Origin of the sequence: Labrenzia sp. VG12, from assembly GCF_002237595.1 — a bacterium.
GTDB lineage: Bacteria > Pseudomonadota > Alphaproteobacteria > Rhizobiales > Stappiaceae > Roseibium.
This window is the reverse complement of the sequence record NZ_CP022529.1, coordinates 2682500-2702982: the sequence shown is the minus strand read 5'-3', so window position 1 is coordinate 2702982 and position 20483 is coordinate 2682500. Positions and strand designations below refer to the sequence as shown.

Below are 20483 nucleotides of genomic sequence, written 5' to 3'. Positions count from 1 at the left end.
AAAGTTAGGGGCCGCGCAAATACTGCGCCTCTTTTATGGTGTTGAGCTTTCTTGGCTTGCCGGTCCGAAATCGTTGGGGACTGCGTTGGTCTCAAGCCTGACCTATCCCAATTCCCGTCTGCTCCAGTGAAGGCGGCACAGCGAGACATATTTGTCGTTGCCGCCGATCTCGACCTGGTTGCCTTCCTCCACAATGTTGCCGTCGGCATCCAGGCGGGCGACCATGGTGGCCTTGCGGCCGCACCAGCAGATGGTCTTGACCTCTTTCAGATTGTCGGCAAGCGCAAGCAGGGCGGCACTGCCGGGAAAGAGCTTGCCCTGGAAGTCCGTCCTGAGGCCGTAACACATGACCGGAATGCGCAGCTGGTCGGCGACATTGGCAAGTTGCCAGGCCTGTGCTTCCGTCAGAAACTGGGCTTCATCGACCAGAACAGCATCGATCTTGCCCGCGTTGCTGCGGGTTTCGATGTGGTTGAACACATCGTCCTGCGGAGAGAAGACGTCGGCATCGGCCCCCAGTCCGATCCGCGAGGCGATGCGGCCTGTGCCCGCCCTGTCGTCGAAGGAGGCGATCATCAGCAACGTGTTCATGCCGCGCTCCTGGTAATTGTAGGCGGCCTGCAGCAGCAAGGTCGACTTGCCGGCGTTCATCGTGGAATAGTTGAAATAGAGCTTGGCCATCTGGGGATCATGGGAATCGGTCACGAAGGGTTCCCGCAGTCTTCAAAAATCCGGCCGTGGCCTCAAACACTTTCAGGTTGAAGTCACAGGCAATCACTCGCCCTTAACGGGATTTTGTCTGGCCCAGTTCGACAATCAGCGGCAAGTGGTCCGAGCCGATATGCGGGCCGAGAGAGACGTTCACAAGCTGCAGGTCTTTGGAAACGGCGAACTGGTCGACCGGTGCACCGAGTATCCAGTGCAGACGATAATCGAAAAAGAAACGGGTGGTCTGCGGCCAGCCGTCCGGATAGCCGGTCTTCAGCCCGTTTCTGGTCAGGGTCTCCTGGAACCGGGCGGACCAGGGTGCGCTGTTCCAGTCGCCGATCGCCAGGATGTTGTCGCCGTTTTCCTCCTTCAACCGGTCAAGGAGCGCATCGATCGCGTCGAAATACCGGCGTTTGTTGAGCCAGCGGGCCTCGGTGCGCGGACTGTCCGGATGAATGACCACGAGATGCAAGGGGGCCTTGCCGGTGTCCAGTGTCAGCGACAGCAGTTCCCGGTCGGCGTCGTAATAGACATTGGCGCCGGGCGGCAGCTCGCCCTGGATGACCTGTTCTTCGGCCTTCAGAATGGGAAAACGGGAATAGACAACGAGGCCGCCGAGATCGCCGACCTTGAGATAGTCCGGAAAACCGTTTTGTCCGGCGCCGCCGACGGGCAGGCCCAGGCGCTCCCAGCGCCGTTCCTGAAGCCACCAGAGCACTTCCTGCAGGACGATGATGTCCGGCTTTTCCTGTTCCAGGAAACCTTGCAGCACCTTGTCGCCCAGAAACAGGTGCTCGATGTTGATGGAGATGATCTTGAGCGGCTGGTCTCCGGCAGCAAGGGGACCGGCCGGCTTGGTGTTTGCCAGGGTGCGGGCACCTGTCAACCCGGCCAGGGCAATGAAGCACGCAAGGGCCAGCGCCCAGGTCATCCGGTAGAGCCAGGCCAGCCGGTGGCGCACCAGGAACCCGATTGTGCCGCCCAGAATGCCGGCAAGGCCCGCGGCGAGGAACTGCCGCAGGAAAAAGCTCATATTGTCGGCCAGCCAAAAGTCGGGTGCAAGATAGGCTGCCAGGCCCATCAGGCAGACAGCAAGTGCACCAAGGCTGCCCAGCCAGCCGAGAAACGACAGGCCGATGTCGATCAGGGATCGCGGCTTTGAGCGGTTGAACAGCATCTTGGCCTTTCCGGCTGATGGAGCAGACAGCCGCTGTGCTTAGCACGAACTGCCGGGGCAGTGTCAGCTAATACAGGGGGAAGAGTGCGTCCCACATGGAGGACAGTGACTTTCCACGTGGCCTGGCTCACTCATGAAAGTGATCATAAACGAGCCGGGCGACCGCTTCGGAGATGCCGGGGACGGCAGCCAGATCGTCAACGCCTGCCTTGGAGACGGCCTTGGCGGTGCCGAAATGGGTGAGCAGGGCCTTCTTGCGGGTCGGCCCGATGCCGGCGATCTCGTCAAGCGGGTTCTTGACGATGTCCTTCTTGCGCCGCGCCCGATGACTGCCGATGGCAAAGCGGTGGGCCTCGTCGCGCAGGCGCTGCACGAAATAAAGCACCGGATCGCGCTCCGGCAGCATGAAAGACGATCTGCCGGGAATGAAGAACTTCTCCCGGCCCGCGTCCCGGTCCGGCCCCTTGGCAATGCCGACGAGTGGCACGTCGGTGATGCCGAGGCTTTCCAGGGTTTCGCGCGCGGCTGTCAACTGACCCTGGCCGCCATCGATCAAGACGAGGTCCGGCCAAGCCGGCATTTCGGCAGAAGCCGGCGGCTCTTCGACCGGGGCGCCTTCGCTCTCGCCTTCACCGCTCTGAGGCGGCTCGGAACGGGCATGTTCCTTCAGGAGGCGCGAAAAGCGGCGCGTGAGCACTTCGCGCATCATGCCGTAATCGTCGCCCGGTACGAGGTCTTCGGACTTGATGTTGAACTTGCGGTACTGGCCCTTGGTGAAGCCTTCCAGTCCGGCAACGATCATGCCGCCGACCGCGTTGGTGCCCATGATGTGGGAGTTGTCATAGACCTCGATGCGGCGCGGCGATGCCGCCAGATCGAAGGCTTCGGCGACCCCCTTCAACAGGCGGGCCTGGCTGGAGGTTTCCGCTAGACGTCGGCCCAGGGCTTCGCGCGCATTGGTCAGCGCGTTGTCGACCAGCTCTTTCTTTTCACCGCGTTTGGGAACGAGGACCTCGACCTTGCGGCCTGTCCGTTCGCTCAAGGCCTCTGAAAGCAGGTCCTGTTCGGCCAGCGGATGGCTTAAAAGGATCTGCTTCGGCGCGGGCTTGTCGTCATAGAACTGGGCGAGGAAGCTTTCCAGAATGTCCGTCTCTTCCAAGGATTTGTCTGCCTTGGGGAAATAGGCCCGGTTGCCCCAGTTTTGGCCGGTGCGGAAGAAGAACACCTGGACACAGGTCTGGCCGCCTTCCTGGTGAATGGCGAAGACGTCGGCCTCTTCGACCGATTGCGGGTTGATGCCCTGATGTGCCTGAATGTGGGACAGGGCCGACAGGCGGTCGCGATAAATGGCGGCCCTTTCAAACTCAAGGTCCGCGGAGGCGGCTTCCATCTGTTCCGCCAGCTGTTTCTTGATCAGTTGACTGCGGCCCGACAGGAAGGCCTTGGCTTCCGAGACCAGGCCGGCATAGTCTTCCGGCCCGATTTCACCGGTGCAGGGGCCAGCGCAGCGCTTGATCTGGTATTGCAGACAGGGGCGTGTGCGGTTCTCGTAATAGCTGTCTGAACAGGTCCGGATCAAAAAGGCCTTCTGCAGGGCATTGATGGTCCGGTCGACCGCGCCTGCAGAGGCAAAGGGGCCGAAATAGGCGCCCTTGCGCTTGCGGGCGCCTCGGTGCTTCACGATGGCAGGCGATTCATGATCGCCTGTGACCAGAATATAGGGAAAGGACTTGTCGTCGCGCAGAAGCACATTGAAGCGCGGGCGCAGGCGCTTGATCAGGTTGGCTTCCAGCAGCAGCGCTTCGGGTTCCGTTTCCGTGACGACGAATTCCATCGCCGCGGTTGCCAGGATCATGCGCATGATGCGGTTCGACTGGCCCTGGAGCCGGGTGTAGCTGGTCACCCGCTTTTTCAGGCTGCGGGCCTTGCCGACATAAAGAACCTCGCCGTTCTCGTCGAGCATCCGGTAAACGCCCGGCCCGTTGGGCAGACGCTTGACCTCGTCGGCGATGACCTCGACACCCTTGCGCGGCGTCTCGGTGCTTTCGCCGGTTTCCGGGGTCTCGTCAGGTTGGGAATCAGACATGTCCTGCATGCCAGACATTTAAGCGCCTCGGCTCGTTCAGGAAAGGGGCCTGTTCAGAAGAGCGTTGTCCGCAGGTCGCCAATTTCAGGCGGTATGGCCCAGCATGTAGACCGTCGCGATGTAAAGGGCATAGGCGGCGGTCATGGCAAAGCCGGAGATCCGGCCAAGGCAAATGCGGAAGCCTGCAAGCGCCGTCAACAGCACCGCACAGGCCAGCATCACCCAGATGTCGAGTTTCAGCACTTCCTGCGGCACATCGATCGGAACAACGACCGCCGTGATGCCGATGATGGCGAGCAGGTTAAAGATATTGGATCCGATGACATTGCCGATGGCAACGGCACCATGCTGGCGGATGGCGGCCATGACGGTGGTTGCAAGTTCGGGAAGCGATGTGCCAAGCGCGATGACGGTCAGGCCGATGACGGCTTCGCTGACGCCCCAGGCAGAGGCGATAGAGGTTGCACCTGTGATGGTGAAATGCGCGCCGAGCGGCAGGCCGACCAGACCGAGGAGAATGTAGATGATCGCGATCCAGATGCTGTCCGGCACATCCTCGACTTCGTCGAGACCGTCATCGTCCTCGTCCATCAGTGCGCCGTCGGCCACCGCAGCACCGGCCGCAGCAGCGGCGATGGCTTTTTGTTCCTTGCGATGCCGCCGCGCGACGATGGTCGATGCGCCAAGGAAGAGGCCGAGCAGCGTCAGCAGGATCAGTCCTGCGGTCAATCCGATCGGGGTGTAGAAACACAGGGCGATAAAGACGAGCGTTACGCCGACCATGAACAGCGCGTTCCGGGTCGCGCCGGCCTCGCCGCAGGGTGTGGCCGCAATCAGGGCCGGCATGCCCAGAACGAGCAGAACATTGGCGATGTTGGAACCGACGACATTGCCGATGGCGATGCCACCGGCCCCTTCCAGGGCGGCCTTCAGGGAAATGACCAGTTCCGGGGCGGAGGTTCCGAAGGCGACGATTGTCAGACCAATGACAAGGTTCGGAATCCCAAGGCGCTGCGCGACCCCGACAGAACCCCTGACCAGAACATCACCGGCAATGATCAGCACAACCAGTCCGCCGGCGAGGCTTATGTAGTCAAACAGCATTTATGAGTTCCGGTTTCGGTCTGGCGTGGGCGTCGTGCACGGTTTCGGGAAGGGCCCCAATTCCTGTTGGGCGCCTTATACGCAATAGATTGGTTCGGGGAAAGTCAGTGACAAGGAACTTTCTACCGCCCAAATGGCGACCCGGAATGCAAATTGCAATGGCCTTAACGCGGCATTTATGCTGCCAGATTGTTGCCAGCATTTGTCACCAAATCTCCCAAATCTCAATCCCGATCCGCCACAAACGCTCTCCATATCTCCTGACAGGGGGAGAGTGAGGACGCGGCAACCCCCGTCCGACTCACAACAGGCCTGCCTGAAAAGGGGGCCATTCAGAAAGAAATGTGGATCTGGAGTATCTGAAATGAAACGTCTTGCACTTGCTGGCATGGCAATGACCGCAGCATCGGCCGCAGCCGCGCCGGTTCTGGCCGCGGATCTGCCCCAGGCCCCGGCACCGGCTTACGAGGCGGTTCCGGCTCCGCAACAGACGATTGACTGGTCCGGGATCTATCTCGGCGGTAATCTCGGTTGGGCGTTCGGGAATTTCGACAACAAGTCTGGCAGCACGGGCCTTGGCACCAACGCCAATGGCGTCGCTGGCGGTCTTTACACCGGCTATAACTTCCAGGTGACGCCCAATGTGGTGATCGGTGCCGAAGCTGACTTCAGCCTCACGGATCTGGAAGAAACGCGCACCAATGGCGGTCTCAACGTCAAATCCAAATCGGACTGGAACTCCAACATCCGGGCGCGTGTCGGTTACAGCTTCGACCGCTACCTGGTCTACGGTGCGGGCGGTCTGGCGCTGGCCGACCTGGAAGTGTCCGCAGCCGGTGACAAGGACAGCAAGACTGCTCTCGGCTGGACCGTGGGTGCCGGTGGCGAAGCGGCCATCACCAACAACATCAGCGCCCGTCTGGAGTATGTCTACCAGGACTTCGGCAGCCAGGATTTCAACCTGAACGGAACCGGCGTCAGCTCGGATTTCAACAATTCCCAGGTTCGACTCGGTCTCGGCTACAAGTTCTGATCATTCAGGCCTCACAAAGAGCGGGCCCGGTACCTTCAGGTGCCGGGCTCGTTTTGTTACAAGTGGTTACAAGGTTTTCAGAATTTCGCCCCACAAGCATGGTATTTTAACGATGCTGTACTACCTGCAGCATTTGGGACCGTGTGCTGAAGCGGGCCTTGAAGCGGTTCTGTGGGAGAGTTGAATGCGGTTCCTGATGCGCGGACTGGTAGGTCTGGCATTGATGGCAGTGATGATCGGGTTTGCCGGGTTTGGCGGCTACCGGCTTTATGAAGCCATGACGGCTGAGGAGCAGGTGCGCCAGCGTCCCGCCCGGGAGCGCAGCTATTCGGTCAATTTCGCCGAACTGGTTCCGCAAACCGTCGCGCCCGTTACCACAGCCTATGGCACGATTGAAAGCTGGCGGACGCTGGAACTCCGGGCAAGCTCCGAGGGCCGGCTGGTTGATGTGGCCAGCAAATTCAGAGACGGTGCTGCGGTCGCGGAAGGCGAACTTCTCCTGCGCATCGATCCGGCAAATGCGGAATTCCAGGTTCTGGATGCGGAGGCAGCTCTTGCCGATGCGGAGGCTCAGAAGGCCGAGGCGGAAGAAGCTATTGTCGGGGCCGAGCAGGAACTGGAAGCGGCCCGCCGTCAGCTGGAGCTGCGCCGGCAGGCGCTGGAGCGTCAGCGGCAACTGAAGGACAAGGGCTATTCGACCGCCGTCCAGGTGGAGACTGAAGAGCTCGGCGTGGCCTCACTGGAACAATCTCTCAGCAACCGCCTGCAAGCGGTGATCACGGCCCGCAAGCGCATCGAGCGCATGGACCTGACGGTAAAGCGGGCCGCGCTGGCTCTGGAAGACGCACGGCGTGTGCTCGACGAGACGACACTCACCGCCCCTTTCAACGGATATCTTTCCGACGTCAATGCGACACTCGGCCGACGGGTCAGCCCGTCGGAAACGCTGGCGCATCTGATTGACCCGGCTGCGCTGGAGGTCAGGTTCTCACTGTCGACGGCCGAGTTTTCCCGCCTGCTCGACGATCGTGGCAAGTTGATCAAGGTGCCGGTCAGCGTCACCTTGCAGCTCGGGGGACGATCGATCACCGTACCCGGCAATATCGATCGGTCCGCGGCAGTCGTGTCGGAAGGCGAGGCTGGCCGCACATTGTTTGCAACGCTTGATATCGAGCCTGGCACGGTTCTGCGTCCCGGCGATTTTGTCCTGGTTGCCGTCGAAGAACCCGAGCTCCTGAACGTGGCGCTTGTCCCGGCCGCCGCTGTGACGGAGGACGGCCGATTGCTGATTGTCGGCGAAGATGACCGGATCGGCGAAATCCGGGCCAGCGTATTGCGCAGGATGGGCAATGAAGTCGTTTTGGGGGACGTGCCGTTTGGCAGGGATTATGTCCGCGAACGTCTGCCCCAGCTTGGCACCGGCCTGAAAGTGACGCCGCGCCGTGCTGGTGAGCCGACATCACCGAAACAGGTTCCGCAAGCTGACCGGCAAGGGTCGTCCGGTGATCTGGTTGCGCTCGATCCCGAGCGCCGCGCGGCCCTGATCGCGCAACTGAACAGTTCCAACATGCCGGAAAACCGGAAAGCTAGGTTGCTGGCGCTTCTGAATGAACCGATGGTGCCCAAGGACCTGATTGAACGGCTCGAACAACGGGGCGGCCGCCGCGGCTGACACGGGCACGGCGCCCGCGCTGACTGGAGTATCCCGACATGCGTTCACCTGGCGGATCGCAATTCGCATCGCTGCTGGACTACATGGTCCGACACCGCACGGCCGCCAATCTGTTGCTGGCGCTCATGCTGCTCAGCGGGATTGCCGCCGGTACGCAGATCCGGACCCAGTTCTTTCCGGACTTCGTGCGGGAAGAGGTGGATGTCGAAATCAACTGGCCCGGTGCCGGGCCGGAAGATCTCGACCGGTCCGTTGTCGAGATTCTCGGACCTCAGTTGCTTGCGATCAATGGTGTCGATGAAGCGACATCGGTTTCCCGCGAAGGTCGGGCCAGCATAGAAATCGAGTTTGAAGACGGCTGGGACATGGGGCAGGCCACCGACGAGGTGAAGGCCGCCGTCGATCAGGCGAGATCCAGTCTTCCGGACGGAATCGACGAACCGGTTGTCACCCGCAGCGTCTATCGGGACCGGGTGACCGATGTGGTCATTTATGGCCCGGTGGATATCGATCAGCTGGCGCGGTTCGCCGAGGATCTGCAGACCGTTTTCTTCCGCCAGGGCGTGACCCGGGTGTCGATCCAGGGCTTGGCGAACCCGATCATTCGCGTCAATGTCGGTGAGCAGATGCTGGTGCGGCACGGACTGACGCTTGCCGAGATTGCAGACACGGTGTCTGCGGAAATGGAAACGACGCCGGCCGGTGATGTCAGCGGCAGTGGCGCACGCCTGCGCACGGGACAAACGCGCCGGTCCGAACAGGAACTCGGCGAGATCGTGATCAAGGCGCCGTCGCAAGGGGAAAAGCTCCACCTGCGGTCTGTTGCTGATATTGTCACCGAAGGGGTGGAAAGCGGGCGCGCCTATTATCACAGGGGCATGCCGGCGGTTGTTCTCAGGGTCGACCGCAGCGCCCAGGGCGACACGATCTCCATCCAGCGGGATGTCGAACGCATCACGGCGGAGTTTCAGAAAACATTGCCGGAAGGGGTGGTTGTGCAGCTGACGCGCACGCGCTCCCAGAACATCATCGACAGGCTGAATATCCTGATCGAAAACGGTGCATTCGGTCTTGGACTTGTGCTGGCATTCCTGTTCCTGTTCCTGTCATCGCGCACGGCGTTCTGGGTGGCCGCAGGCATCCCGGTGGCGATGGCGGCGACCATCGGACTGATGTACGCTTTCGGCCTGACCCTCAACATGGTCTCGGTCTTCGCGCTGATCATCTGCCTTGGCATTGTGGTGGATGACGCCATCGTGGTGGGGGAACATGCCGATTTCCTGCACCGGCGCGGCTATCCGCCGGCCGAAGCGGCGAGCCTTGCCGCACGGCGCATGACGGCGCCGGTCTTCAGCGCGTCGATCACCACGCTGATCGCCTTTGTCGGGTTGATCGCCATTGGCGGACGCTTCGGCAGCCTGATCGCCGACATTCCCTTCACCGTTGCCGTGGTGCTGATCGCCAGCCTGGTGGAGTCCTTCCTGATCCTGCCTGCGCACATGAACCATGCTCTTTCGGCGAGCAAGAAACAGCGCTGGTACGATTATCCCAATAGGGCTTTCAACAGAGGATTTGTCTGGTTCCGGGACAAGCCTTTCCGGACCTTCGTCACCTGGCTGATGTCCGTCCGGTATCCGGCGCTGGGTTTTGCCGTGATGGTCCTCCTGCTGTCGGTGTCGCTGTTTTTCGATGGCAGCGTGCGCTGGCGTTTCTTCAACGCACCCGAAAGGTCGGTCGTTTCCGCCAGCATCGCCATGATGCCGGGGGCGGATCGGGATGACACGAGGGCCATGATCACCGAACTGGAGCGGGCACTCGATACGGTCAATCAACGCTACGCGGATGAATATGGCGCGGAGCCTGTCCTCTTCGTGCTGTCGACCATCGGGGGGACGGCCGGGCGCGGACTGTCTGGCGCAGACTCCAAGGATGTCGACCAGCTGGGCGGGATTTCAATCGAGCTGCTCGATCCGGATCTCAGGCCCTATTCCGCGTTCCAGTTCATCGGCGACTGGCGCAAGGAGATCCAGCGTCCGCCAATGCTGGAAACACTTGCGCTGCGCGGCGAGCGCTCCGGCCCCGGCGGGGACGCGATTGACGTGCGTCTCTACGGATCTTCCACGGAGAACCTGAAAGCCGCCGCGGAGTATCTCAAGCAGGCCCTGGCCCCCATGAGCGGGGTCAGCGCTCTGGAAGACACGCTCGCCTATGACAAACCCGAACTGAGCCTGACGCTGACGGCGCGGGGCGAGGCGCTTGGTTTCACCACGGACGATGTGGCCCGGATCCTGCGCAACCGGCTGGAAGGCGTCGAGGTTGCGGAGTTTCCGGTCGGCCGACGCACGGCGAAGGTCAAGGTCCTGATGCCGGACGAGGAAACGGATGCGGCGTTTCTCTATACGACCAGGGTCCGGACCAATGACGGCAATTACGTCGCCTTGAGCGAGATCGTCAATGTCGACAGCAGCTACGGTTTTGCCTCCGTTCGTCGGAGCGACGGCCTCCGGACGCTGCAGGTGACCGGCGATATCTCCGAGGATGATCCGGAAGCGGCCGCCCGGGTCACCGCGTTTCTGGAAAACGAATTGCTGCCACAGCTCGCTGCGGAGTTTGACGTTGAAAGCGAAATGGCCGGTCTGGCCGAGCAGGAAAAATCGTTCCTGTCAGACGCGATGATCGGCTTCGCGCTCTGCCTTGCCGGGATCTATCTCACGCTTTGCTGGATCTTCGAAAGCTGGACCCGGCCGCTGATGATCATGATCATCATTCCATTCGGTTCGATCGGCATGCTTTGGGGGCATTATATCCACGGGGTACCGCTGTCGATGTTCTCGGTGGTCGGCTTCATCGGCATGGCGGGCATCATCATCAACGACAGCATCGTGCTGGTGACCACGATTGACGAATACGCCAAGAACCATCCGTTCCGGCAGGCTCTGGTCAATGGTGTCTGCGACAGGCTTCGTGCCGTCGTCCTGACAACGGCCACGACCGTGTTTGGCCTGGCGCCCCTCCTGTTCGAGACCAGCCGGCAGGCACAATTCCTGAAACCGACCGTGATCACGCTGTCCTACGGTCTGGGCGTCGGTCTGTTTCTGGTGATCCTGCTGGTTCCCGCGCTTTTGGCGGCCCAGCGGGACTTCGGCCAGTCGGTTGCGAGCGGCCGGCGGCTCTTGAAGGCGCGTAGCCGCAAGCCGCTTGTCGGGCGTGGGGGCTGATCCTAGGAACTTCTTGAAGCCGCCAGGCCGATCCCGCTGGCCACGAAGAGACCGCCGGTGGTCTTGTAGACCCTTGTCATGACGGCCCTGGACAGTTTGAGCCCGCGAACCCATGCGCCGAGGCAGCCGTAAAAGAGGGCGACGGAAAACGCGCTGAGCCCAACGAGCAGGACCATGCCGGTCAGTTGTTCCAGGCTGTTGCCTTCGACCGACAGAAACTGCGGAAACAGGGCGGTAAAGAAGGCAATCGCTTTTGGATTGCTCATCGCCACGGTGAAACCGGCGGTGAACAGCTTGTGAGACGGCTCCCGTGTTCTCTCCTGTCCGGAGGACAGCGATACCTGACGGGCCGCACTGCGCCACAGCTGAATGCCGACATAGATCAGATAGACGGCGCCGGCGTATTTGATGGCAAGAAACAGCGTTGCGGAGCTGGTGATGACGAGGCCCAGCCCGGCCGACGCCAGGACTGCCTGCATGACCGAAGCGGTGGTGTTGCCGAAAGCGGTCAGGACCGCACGGCTCCACCCATAAGCGGCACCGTGGGCGAAGGCGATGAAAGTGCTGGGGCCAGGGATCAGCGACACGCCAAGGACCGTGGCCAGGAAGATGAGCCAGTGAGGGGCGTCCATGATCCAAAATCCTGTGATGTTCTAAATGCGTTTGCGTCCAAATCGTCTGGAGAATTCAGCGCGCGAAAAAGGCTGTGCTCCGGTTCTGTCTCCGCCCACTTCTGGGAGCGGAGACAGAGCCATGGATTTCCAGAGACTACTGCAGCAGGGCAGGGTCGTTGTCGGGCACCGGAGCCGGGGGAACCTTCGTTGCGGCAAATGCCGGCACAACGGCCTCGAAAGCCTCGAGCCAGGCGGCCAGTTTCGGATGCCCGTCTCGCCAGTTGTCGTTGCCGAAACGAATATCCAGATAGCCAAGCATGCAGGCCAATGTCAGCGTGCCCGCATCAATGTCGTCTGCCGAGGAAGGCGTGCTCGGCACATTTTCCTCGAAATAGGCAAGGCCGCGCGCCATCTTGGCACCCTGATAGGCGTCCCAGGCCGGATCCCGGTATTTGGGTTCCTTGAAGCGCTTTTCATAGACCCGCAGAATGGCCGCTTCCATGATGCCGTCGGCAAGGGTCTGGTTGCGCAACACCGCAAAGCGGGCTTCGCCAGCCGGAAACAGTTTGCCGCCACCAGCCAGAAAGTCGAGATATTCCAGAATGACGGCGCTGTCGTAAAGAACGTCGCCGTTTTCCAGGATCAGGGCCGGGATCTTCCCAAGCGGGTTCTGGCTCCGCAGGCTGTCGGAGGGATCCGCGGTGTTGGCGTCTTCGATCTCGATCCGGTCTTTCAGTCCGAGGATCGCCATGGCGAGCTTGATCTTGCGGCCAAACGGCGAAGGGGGGGACGAACGCAGTTTCATCATGATGCGGCTCCAAACAAAGAAACGGTCGAGGTGCCGCGATCGCGGCGGAAGATCAGCGGGTGCGCGGCGGCGGGACGAAGAGACTGCCGGCCCGGCAGCTCTTGCGGTCGACTTCCTGGCAGGCGCGGAACTCAAGGTCCCTGGACAGGCAGATCCGGACTTCCTCAAGCTCTCCCTGGTCGCAGGTGACGGCCATGGCGTCCTCCGTCAGACCGGGATTTGCGAGCCGGAAGGCCTTCTCAACCGTTGCAGGAGCAGCCTTGCCTCGCTTGGTCAGTGTGCGGAACGCGCCGGGAATGGTAATTTTTTCAAAGGCTTCGCGTGTCAGGTCAAAATAGGCTTCCGGCGATAGCCCGGAGCAGGTGCCGTGTTTGCGCCACTCATGAAAGACCAGGTTATGGCTCGGCATGATGTCCTCCATCGAAACGGCGATATCCCGGTCGATGCGCGTTGGCGCGCCCGGGCAGCTCTCCGGATAGCCGCGCTCATATTGCGGCCAGAGACCGTGCACGATGAAGCGGAAGGGGGTGGCGACATCGCATTGATGCCGGCTGGCGCTTGCGCCTTCCTGTTTGCAATAGGTCGGCGACCAGGACAGGGCGAGAACGTAGAAGTCGAACTCGCCGGCCGTGTCGGCGCGTGCCTGTTGCAGGAAGCAAAAAATTGTCAGGAGGGCACAAAGCACCCGGAGACGGGCTGCCGGCATCATCCGCTGATCCTTCCAAGATGCGATCAGTGCGGGCGCACCGTGCTGCAACGGGCACCATAGACCCGCCATTTGTCACGCGGGCTGAGACAGGCTTCCACATTCCAGCCCACGCCGACAAATCCGGCATGCTCTTCAACCATGTAGTGGACAGACTGGAAAGATCCGTCCGACAGGCTGGCCTTGCCGCTGCAATAGCGGCGCGCCACCGGGCTGACACCGTGGTCGCGATAGGCAACCTCGCGGATTTCGTCGACACTCGTGATCCGGACGCCACCATAATAGTCGGCATAGGCCCTTGCGACCGAATTGCGTACCGCACCGGTCACGGAACCCGCCGTGCAGTCCGGGAGGCGTTTTTCGCCGGAGAAGGAGAAATAAACCCGGTTCTCGTCGGCAGCGGCCGGCGCAGCGAGGCTACCGACGATGAGCAGGGCCGACAAGGTCAAAGAGGCAAAACGGGCAATACGCACGGCAGGAACTCCGGAAGGCAAACAGTGTGTGAGACGATGGGGGAGGCTGCTCTGAAGGTCAAGGTTCGATCCCCTGAAAAAGCGCCCTTGCGCCGATTATTCGCCAATCAGTTGTGTCACGTCCCAGCCGCCTCCGGGCCCCTGATGCAGTGTTTCGGCGAGCCAGGGAAGAACCTGTCTCATCTCGTCCGCCAGAGTATAGGGTGGATTGATCAGGGTGATGGCGGAGCCGAGCATGCGCGTATCAGGTCCACTTTTGCCAACGCTCAAGCTAAGGGCCAGAACGTCTTTCACGCCTGCTTCGGCGAAGTCCTCATGCATGCGGCGGATCGCCCTGGCGTCTTTCAGCGGATACCAGAGGGCATAGGTGCCACCGGACCATTTCTTCCAGGCCTTGAGGACGGCGTCTGTCATTCTGGTGAATTCGTCGGTCACCTCAAAGGCCGGATCGATCAGGACAAAGCCGCGTTTCTCCTTCGGCGGCAGGAAACTGCCCATGGCCAGCCAGCCATCGAGATGAATGGTCTTGACCTGGTGGTCTCCCGCGAAGCGCCCGGACAGGGTCTGGAAGTCCTGCGGGTGAAGTTCGGTCAGGGTCAGGCGATCGGTCTTGCGCAGCAGCTGGCGGGCAACCTGCGGAGATCCGGGGTAACGTTCGAGCCGGTCGCCGGGATTGAGGTCCCGGACGACGCCAAGCCATGGTGCCAGGAGCTCGGCGACCGAAGCGGGCATGTCAGCCTCAAGCACCCTGGCGATGCCCTGCTGCCATTCGCCTGTCTTCTGAGTTTCAACGGCAGTCAGGTCATAAAGGCCGATCCCGGCATGTGTGTCGAGGATTCGGAACGGCTTGTCCTTGCGCTGGAAATAAACGATCAGTCGCGCCAGGACGATGTGTTTGAGCACATCGCCGATATTGCCGGCATGATAGGCGTGCCGGTAGTTCATGAGCCGTTGCCGGCTTTCGGCTCTGCAGGACGCTGCAGATAGATAACCGCCTTGTCACCATGGTCTGCCTTGCCGATTTCCTCAAAGCCGAGCCGGCCATGAAAGCGCAGTGACCCGGGGTTGGGCGGACGTTCGTTGACTTCGCACAGGAAACTGCGGCCGGTGCCCGCATAATGCTTGAACAGGGCGGCATAGAGCGCATCGCCGATCTTGCGGCCACGCATGGTTTCACCGACACAGATACGGTCGGTATAGGCGAAATTGGTGACGCGCGCGCTCAGCCAGGCGTAATTCGGGCTGCCATAGTCCGCACCGTCTCCGAGGCACAGCAGAAAACCCGCCGGTTCACCATCCACTTCCGCGACGAGACAGATCAGCGCCTGATTGATCAGGTCGAGAAGCTCTTCTGCCGTCACCTCGCTGACCGCGGGCACGGCCGCATTGTTCATTGTCAGAAGCGTGCTGAGATCGCCGGGTAGAAACGGGCGAACGGTTGCCTGGGAAGTGATGTCTGACGCCATGAGGACCACCTGAAAGGGAAGGGATCTGCCTTATAGGCGGCGGGGCGGGGCTTGAAAAGGAGGTGCGTTGGCGGATTGGCATAAAAACAGGGCGCAACATTTGCTGCGCCCTGATGGATTGGGTCGGTTTATTCATCCAAGCGTCAAGGCGCTCGGCGCATCACTCCTCGGAAGGAGCCTCGCCTTCGCCAGCCGGTTCGCTGCCGTCTTCTTCGAGGACCTGAAGGTTGACAGCTTTCGGTCCTTTGCCGCGACGGTCCGGCTCCGTTTCAAAGGAAATCCGCATGCCGCTGTCCAGGGAAGACAGACCGGAACGCTCGACCGCAGAGATGTGCACGAACACGTCCGCATCGCCCTCATCAGGGGTGATGAAGCCAAAGCCCTTGTCGGATTTGAAGAACTTTACGGTGCCGGATTGACGCGGGCCGCGCTCCATGGGTGGGCCGTCCCGACGCGGGCGCTGCTGGCCATAACCGCCGCCACCGCCGCCATCACGCTGGCCGTAGCCACCACGACCGCCGCCACCGTAGCCGCCGCCGCCTTCGCGCTGGCCATAGCCGCCACCGCCGCCACCGTCACGCTGGCCGTAACCACCGCGGCCGCCACCGCCGTAACCACCGCCACCATCTCGGTCGCCACCATACCCGCCACGGCCGCCGCCATATCCGCCGCCGCCGTCACGGTCGCCGCCATAACCGCCACGACCGCCGCCGCCATCACGACCGCCGCCATAACCGCCACGGCCGCCGCCGTCTCTGTCGTCGCGGCCGTAGCCGCCACCAAAATCATTGCTGCGTCCGCCTCGGTAGCCCCCGTCACGGCCACCGCCATAATCACCACCGAAATTGTTGCCGCCAAAATCACTGCCGAAGTCTTGCGGACCGCCAAACTCGCGCTTGCCGCCGCGCCGACCACGCGACCTCCGGTCCGAATCGCCATCGTGCATTACCAAATCACCTTAATCTCCGTGCCAATCCGGCACATATCGACCAACCTCACCCGCCTTCACAGTCGAGTCACTTCACTCAGACGCACCCTGTACGTCCTATCAACACTTGAAGAGCGGGTTGAAACAAACTCGCCACATCCCACTCCAGCCGCTGCGTTAGCATCATAAGGTCGGGAAATGCGAAATCGCAAGAAAATCCTTGGGCAAAGCTCTAATTGGAGGCTTTTTTGAGGGGCCAGCTGCTTGACCAATTGGACAAGTCCGGCTCGGTTCCGTCGCAGGTCGTTCTGGCGGCTTCCTCCAGCAGGACCAGTCCGGTGCCGTTCCAGACCCACCGGTTCCAGAGGCCGCATTCGCCGACACCGGAGCCCTTGAAGTAGCTGACCAGCTGCTGATCAGCGGGAATCCATTTGGCGTTGTAGATCAGATCTGTTGCAATCGGGCCTTTTTCCGACATGCGGGCAACATGGACCTGACGGGCAGCGCCATCCTTGCCGGAAAGTACTGCGACATAGGGACTGTTATAGGCGGTTGGCGCGCCACAGGGGATGATGTAGAGCGATGCCCCGTCGGCAAAAGGCACCCGGACAGCGTTCAATCCGGCAAAGATGGTCGGGTCGATTTCCGAACACAGCCGGTTGGCGGACCAGACTGCCGCGACTTCCGGCGGCAGCTGGTCGGCGCTCATCAGCGAGACCGCATGCGGCGCGTCCTTGGCGGGGTCGGTGCCTGGCGCGACGATCGCCGAAACGGTTCCGGTCCTGTCCTGGCGGTTGTCGAGCCACAGCAGGCTGGATTTCAGGCCATGCAGGGGCACGGGAACGGTGACCGGATCCGAGCCGTTGACAGCCGGCAGAATGATCGTCAGTTCCTTGCCGGACCGCATGGCTTCCAGAAGGGTCAGCGTTGCCGGCCCGGTCGGGTACCAGAAACCTTCGCCACCAAGCGGGCGAAAACCTGCGGGAGGCTTGACGGCGGGCTGCATCTCCCGGAGCTGTTCGATCGGAAGGGATTCAATCGCCGTGCCGTCCACTGCAAACTGAAGCGTGCCCTCCTTCGGGAGTTCGCTGTTGGTGGTCAGCCGGACCAGCGGCTGTGCTTCCGCCTGCCAGTCCCGGACAATGCGCAGATCGACCCAGACCGACTGGCTGCGGGTGTAGGAAGAGGCAAAGCAGACGCCTGTGTTGCCGCAATCCACCGTCCAGCTTTCAAAGCTGGGCACCGTGCGGCCGGGTTGCGCCAGCGAAGCTGAGGCTGCCAGAAGCGCCGTTGTCGCGGAGATCAGCAATGTCAACAATCTTGGCGTCATTAGGTCCGGTTACCCGATTTATTAGGACATCTTCTCACAGGCCCATTCATCTTGTACGAAATGCGCGCGGCAAGGTGAAGCCGATAGTGCACAGAAACACGGCACCGGACAGCGTTGTCCCGTATTTGTTACAAGGGGTCAGCACTGATCGAGGTGCGGCGATAAGGAGGCAATCATGCCGCAGGAAGGCAAAACATCGGACCATGACGGCACGCAGGAGACCAGAGAAGACGGCATGCCGCCGATCCAGGTGATGGTCATCGTGGTCTCGGCGTTTCAGCAGAACTGCTCGCTGATCTGGGATCCGGCCACTTTGCGCGGGGCTGTCGTCGATCCGGGCGGCGACATCGACCGGATCCAGGCCGCGATCCAGAAACAGGGTGTCACGGTCGAAAAGATCGTTCTGACGCATGGGCATATCGACCATGTCGGAGGCGCTGCGGATCTCGCCAAGGCTCTTGGTGTTCCGGTTGAAGGCCCGCATGAAGCCGACAAGCCGCTGATCGACCGGGTGGCCGAACAGGCTGCACAATTTGGTGTCGACGACGTCAAGCCGGTGACGCCGGATCGCTGGATGGTGGAGGGCGACACGGTCGAGATCGCCGGCCGGAACTTCGACGTGCTGCATTGTCCAGGCCACTCGCCGGGGCATCTGGTCTTCGTCGACAAGGAGCTTCGTTTTGCGATTTCGGGAGACGTTCTGTTTGCCGGGTCAATCGGACGAACGGATCTTCCGGGCGGCGACCATGCCACTTTGATCAAGTCCATTCAGGAAAAGCTGTTGCCACTCGGCGATGATGTCGCGTTCCTGCCGGGTCACGGTCAGGCCTCCACGATCGGCCACGAACGCGAGCACAACCCGTTCCTGCAGTGATTGATGTGGCGGTTCCGGGCGCTAGAACAGCGCCCGCAGATCGTCGATCCGGTCATTGACCAGCCAGCCGTAGTAGTTTTCCCGTGGCCAGGACTGGCCGCTGCGCCGGAACTTGGCGGCGCGGCTCCAGGGGTCGCCGAGATTGTAGAGCGTCGCGGTCAGGCCCGGGTTTTCGGAAATGTCGACCTTGCCGACCGATTTGTAGGCGGCGATCGCATCCTGAATGATCGCCGCCATGTAATGCAGCGATATGTTCGGATCCATGGTGGCCTTGTAGACCTCCTTGGGATCGGAAGCTTTCAGCTTGCGATAGCTGCTCTGGCGAGAAACCCGGTCCGTCATTTTGAGGACCGTCAGCGGGCTCAGCTGCCCCAGGCCAAAACTCTGCCCGGAAAACAGCGGCTGAAAGAAGGCTTCGTTGAAGTTCTTCTTGGGATAACGCACGCCGTCGACGCGGCGGCCACGGAATTTGCTGTTCCAGACGTTCTCATAGCAGGACCAGCGCCGGTCGCTGCTCTTTTGGATATGTTCCTTGCGACAGCGATCGAATTGCGGCCGCTCGACGAAAGCGTCGACATGTTCGCCGTTCAGTTCAAAATCGAAGCGGATACCGGCGTAGGACAAAGCCTTCACATAATAGGATTGGGCGCTGTCCAGCGTGTCGTAATTGTAGGTGTGTTCGCCCACGATCGCGCCGACGATGTGGATCGGGTCGATGCCGTATTTCGATGCCACCCGCTTGATCGATCCCATCAGACGGCGATCTCGTTTCAGGACCGCGAGCACCTTGTCGAACTTGGCGTCATAAGACGATTTGGAAGCGGATGTGCGCCTGGAAGAGGCAAAGGGTATCTTGGGCTGTGACCGGTAGCGGTTGCCTTCGGGAACCGTTCGGACGGATTGCGCTTCAGCCTGTGTCGCGGTCGCCAGCGGGAATGTTACGGGGCTCGAGACCACCGCAAATGCCAGACCGGCCGCCAGCAATCGGGCGGTATGTTTAAACCGATGGGTTTTCCTGCACATCATGACCGTCTTGCGCCTGGCCTTGTTCTTTAAATGGCGCTGGACACATGTCTGCGCGCCCGCGAGCCACATCCATTGCACATAGCTCGTCATTTGCGACTGTAAATAACGCATCTTTCAAAAAGCCCCCAGAAAAAACCATTCGTGCACCAAAGATGCAACTGGTTCCTTTTCCTAGGACGGCGCCATCAACAAAGAAGTGATGCCTGTCACAGCCCTCAGCAATTGGTGAAAATCAGGAGGAAGTGAAGCTTTTCGCTGGGCCCATCCGCAGGCGAACGGCCTTCGGCACACCCAGAAAATCATAAAAGGCCTTGTGCTCGCGCAGGCCGCACAACTCGCGCTGGATGGTCACGTGCCAAAGTGCTTCTCCGGCTTCGGCCAGCAGGGGCAACAGGTCTTCTTCTGTTGTTTCCTGCGCAGAGCCGGACACCTCCAGGCGTTGCAGCGCCTGTTCCAGTTTCTTGTTCAGCCTGGAGAGGGTTGCGGCCTTTTCGTTGAATATTTCCTGCTCGAGCGCAGCGGCCAGCGGATCCTTGTCGGCGGGTTTGGTGAGTTGCGGAGGACGGACGGCCATGGAAGCACCAGACGGTTTCGACGATGGTTCAGGCTCACACGGGCGAACGGTTCCGGGCAAGGTCTTTTTCGACCACGATGAGACCGATCAGGGCGCTGAGTTTTAATATGCAGGGAATGCCGGCATAGGTGAGGCTGAGCACGAAGTTCAGCTCCAGGGTCATGGGCGCGTTGGGCTGATACCCGAACAGGCCAAGCAGGGGAAGAGCCAGGCCGGTTGCCAGGGCCAGCGCCGATTTCGACAGGAATGCCATGATCGAGAACAGGCGGGAGGCGTCTGCCTGCCGCCCGTCGGCATCGATGTGATCGGCGAGGATCGCAGGCGGCAGAGCCAGATCCGCGCCGAGCGCAAGGCCGGAAAAAGCGCAGACAGCCGCATAGGCAGCGATGTCTCCCTGTTGGAGCAAAACCGCCCAGCAAAAGGTCAGGACAGCAGCGCCAAGAGACATCTGCCAGGTTCGTATCTTGCCGAACTTTCTTGCAAGGCGTGTCCAGAGCGGCATCGATAAGGCGCCCGACAGGAAATAAATCAACAAGAACAGTCCTGTATAGGCTTCAGCGCCGAGACGGTCGCGAATGAAAAACAGCACAAGTACGGCCGGGATGGCGCTTGCAAACGTGTTCAGCGCCGTGAGCGCGAAGAAGGTTCCGCGCCAGCGGTCTCGCATCAGTCTCCACCACCCGACA

At 61.1% G+C, this 20483-nt stretch carries 19 protein-coding genes; 4 read left to right on the top strand and 15 right to left on the bottom strand.

Going from position 1 to position 20483, the window contains the following annotated elements; all coding sequences use genetic code 11:
* Positions 1-102: 102 nt before the first annotated feature.
* From CHH27_RS12650 to CHH27_RS12635, 4 genes are all read right to left on the bottom strand, one after another.
* The gene (locus CHH27_RS12650; protein WP_094074716.1) at positions 103-681 is read right to left on the bottom strand and encodes a thymidine kinase; all 579 of its coding nucleotides are present in this window, start codon (positions 679-681) and stop codon (positions 103-105) included.
* 103 nt (positions 682-784) lie between these two features.
* Positions 785-1885 carry an endonuclease/exonuclease/phosphatase family protein gene (locus CHH27_RS12645; protein WP_208988862.1) on the bottom strand — a complete coding sequence of 367 codons (1101 nt, stop codon included), beginning with the start codon at positions 1883-1885 and terminating at the stop codon, positions 785-787.
* Positions 1886-2012: 127 nt separating this feature from the next.
* Positions 2013-3971, bottom strand: a complete 1959-nt coding sequence (uvrC, locus tag CHH27_RS12640) for an excinuclease ABC subunit UvrC (RefSeq protein WP_247646219.1) — start codon at positions 3969-3971, stop codon at positions 2013-2015.
* An 84-nt stretch (positions 3972-4055) separates the two neighbouring features.
* Entirely contained in the window at positions 4056-5075 is a 1020-nt protein-coding gene (locus CHH27_RS12635) for a calcium/sodium antiporter (protein WP_094071900.1), read from the bottom strand.
* Between the two features lie 364 nt (positions 5076-5439).
* Here CHH27_RS12635 and CHH27_RS12630 point away from each other — a divergent pair, with 364 nt between their 5' ends.
* From CHH27_RS12630 to CHH27_RS12620, 3 genes are all read left to right on the top strand, one after another.
* Complete coding sequence (locus CHH27_RS12630; protein WP_094071899.1) at positions 5440-6108, top strand: outer membrane protein; 669 nt, start codon at positions 5440-5442, stop codon at positions 6106-6108.
* A gap of 184 nt (positions 6109-6292) precedes the next feature.
* Positions 6293-7780 (top strand): efflux RND transporter periplasmic adaptor subunit, encoded by a 1488-nt coding sequence (locus tag CHH27_RS12625; protein ID WP_094071898.1) that lies wholly within the window; start codon positions 6293-6295, stop codon positions 7778-7780.
* 38 nt (positions 7781-7818) lie between these two features.
* On the top strand, positions 7819-10998 hold the full coding sequence (locus tag CHH27_RS12620) for an efflux RND transporter permease subunit (RefSeq protein WP_094071897.1): 3180 nt from the start codon (positions 7819-7821) through the stop codon (positions 10996-10998).
* A gap of 2 nt (positions 10999-11000) precedes the next feature.
* Here CHH27_RS12620 and CHH27_RS12615 read toward each other — a convergent pair whose 3' ends face one another.
* The 8 genes from CHH27_RS12615 to CHH27_RS12580 form a co-directional block, all read right to left on the bottom strand.
* The gene (locus tag CHH27_RS12615; protein ID WP_094071896.1) at positions 11001-11630 is read right to left on the bottom strand and encodes a LysE family translocator; all 630 of its coding nucleotides are present in this window, start codon (positions 11628-11630) and stop codon (positions 11001-11003) included.
* A 136-nt stretch (positions 11631-11766) separates the two neighbouring features.
* Positions 11767-12420 (bottom strand): glutathione S-transferase family protein, encoded by a 654-nt coding sequence (locus tag CHH27_RS12610; RefSeq protein ID WP_094071895.1) that lies wholly within the window; start codon positions 12418-12420, stop codon positions 11767-11769.
* 52 nt (positions 12421-12472) lie between these two features.
* Complete coding sequence (locus CHH27_RS12605) at positions 12473-13129, bottom strand: ribonuclease T (protein ID WP_094071894.1); 657 nt, start codon at positions 13127-13129, stop codon at positions 12473-12475.
* A 23-nt stretch (positions 13130-13152) separates the two neighbouring features.
* Positions 13153-13599 (bottom strand): hypothetical protein, encoded by a 447-nt coding sequence (locus CHH27_RS12600; protein WP_208988858.1) that lies wholly within the window; start codon positions 13597-13599, stop codon positions 13153-13155.
* Between the two features lie 96 nt (positions 13600-13695).
* The gene (locus CHH27_RS12595) at positions 13696-14544 is read right to left on the bottom strand and encodes a 23S rRNA (adenine(2030)-N(6))-methyltransferase RlmJ (RefSeq protein WP_094071893.1); all 849 of its coding nucleotides are present in this window, start codon (positions 14542-14544) and stop codon (positions 13696-13698) included.
* A complete protein-coding gene (locus tag CHH27_RS12590; RefSeq protein WP_094071892.1) occupies positions 14541-15065 on the bottom strand; it encodes a GNAT family N-acetyltransferase in 525 nt (174 codons plus the stop codon). Before CHH27_RS12590 ends, CHH27_RS12595 begins: the two co-directional genes overlap by 4 nt.
* Before the next feature lie 160 nt (positions 15066-15225).
* Positions 15226-16011, bottom strand: a complete 786-nt coding sequence (locus CHH27_RS28585; RefSeq protein ID WP_094071891.1) for a cold-shock protein — start codon at positions 16009-16011, stop codon at positions 15226-15228.
* Positions 16012-16225: 214 nt separating this feature from the next.
* On the bottom strand, positions 16226-17311 hold the full coding sequence (locus tag CHH27_RS12580) for a DUF1176 domain-containing protein (RefSeq protein WP_208988856.1): 1086 nt from the start codon (positions 17309-17311) through the stop codon (positions 16226-16228).
* A gap of 247 nt (positions 17312-17558) precedes the next feature.
* Here CHH27_RS12580 and CHH27_RS12575 point away from each other — a divergent pair, with 247 nt between their 5' ends.
* The gene (locus CHH27_RS12575; RefSeq protein ID WP_094074712.1) at positions 17559-18197 is read left to right on the top strand and encodes an MBL fold metallo-hydrolase; all 639 of its coding nucleotides are present in this window, start codon (positions 17559-17561) and stop codon (positions 18195-18197) included.
* A 21-nt stretch (positions 18198-18218) separates the two neighbouring features.
* On the opposite strand, the gene CHH27_RS12570 is transcribed toward CHH27_RS12575, so the two are convergent.
* The 3 genes from CHH27_RS12570 to CHH27_RS28495 form a co-directional block, all read right to left on the bottom strand.
* A complete protein-coding gene (locus CHH27_RS12570; RefSeq protein ID WP_371681847.1) occupies positions 18219-19313 on the bottom strand; it encodes a DUF1402 family protein in 1095 nt (364 codons plus the stop codon).
* A 142-nt stretch (positions 19314-19455) separates the two neighbouring features.
* Positions 19456-19797 (bottom strand): DUF6665 family protein, encoded by a 342-nt coding sequence (locus tag CHH27_RS12565; RefSeq protein ID WP_094071890.1) that lies wholly within the window; start codon positions 19795-19797, stop codon positions 19456-19458.
* A 34-nt stretch (positions 19798-19831) separates the two neighbouring features.
* Positions 19832-20464, bottom strand: coding sequence for an MFS transporter (locus CHH27_RS28495; protein ID WP_208988854.1), 633 nt, complete (start codon positions 20462-20464; stop codon positions 19832-19834).
* Between the last annotated feature and the right edge of the window lie 19 nt (positions 20465-20483).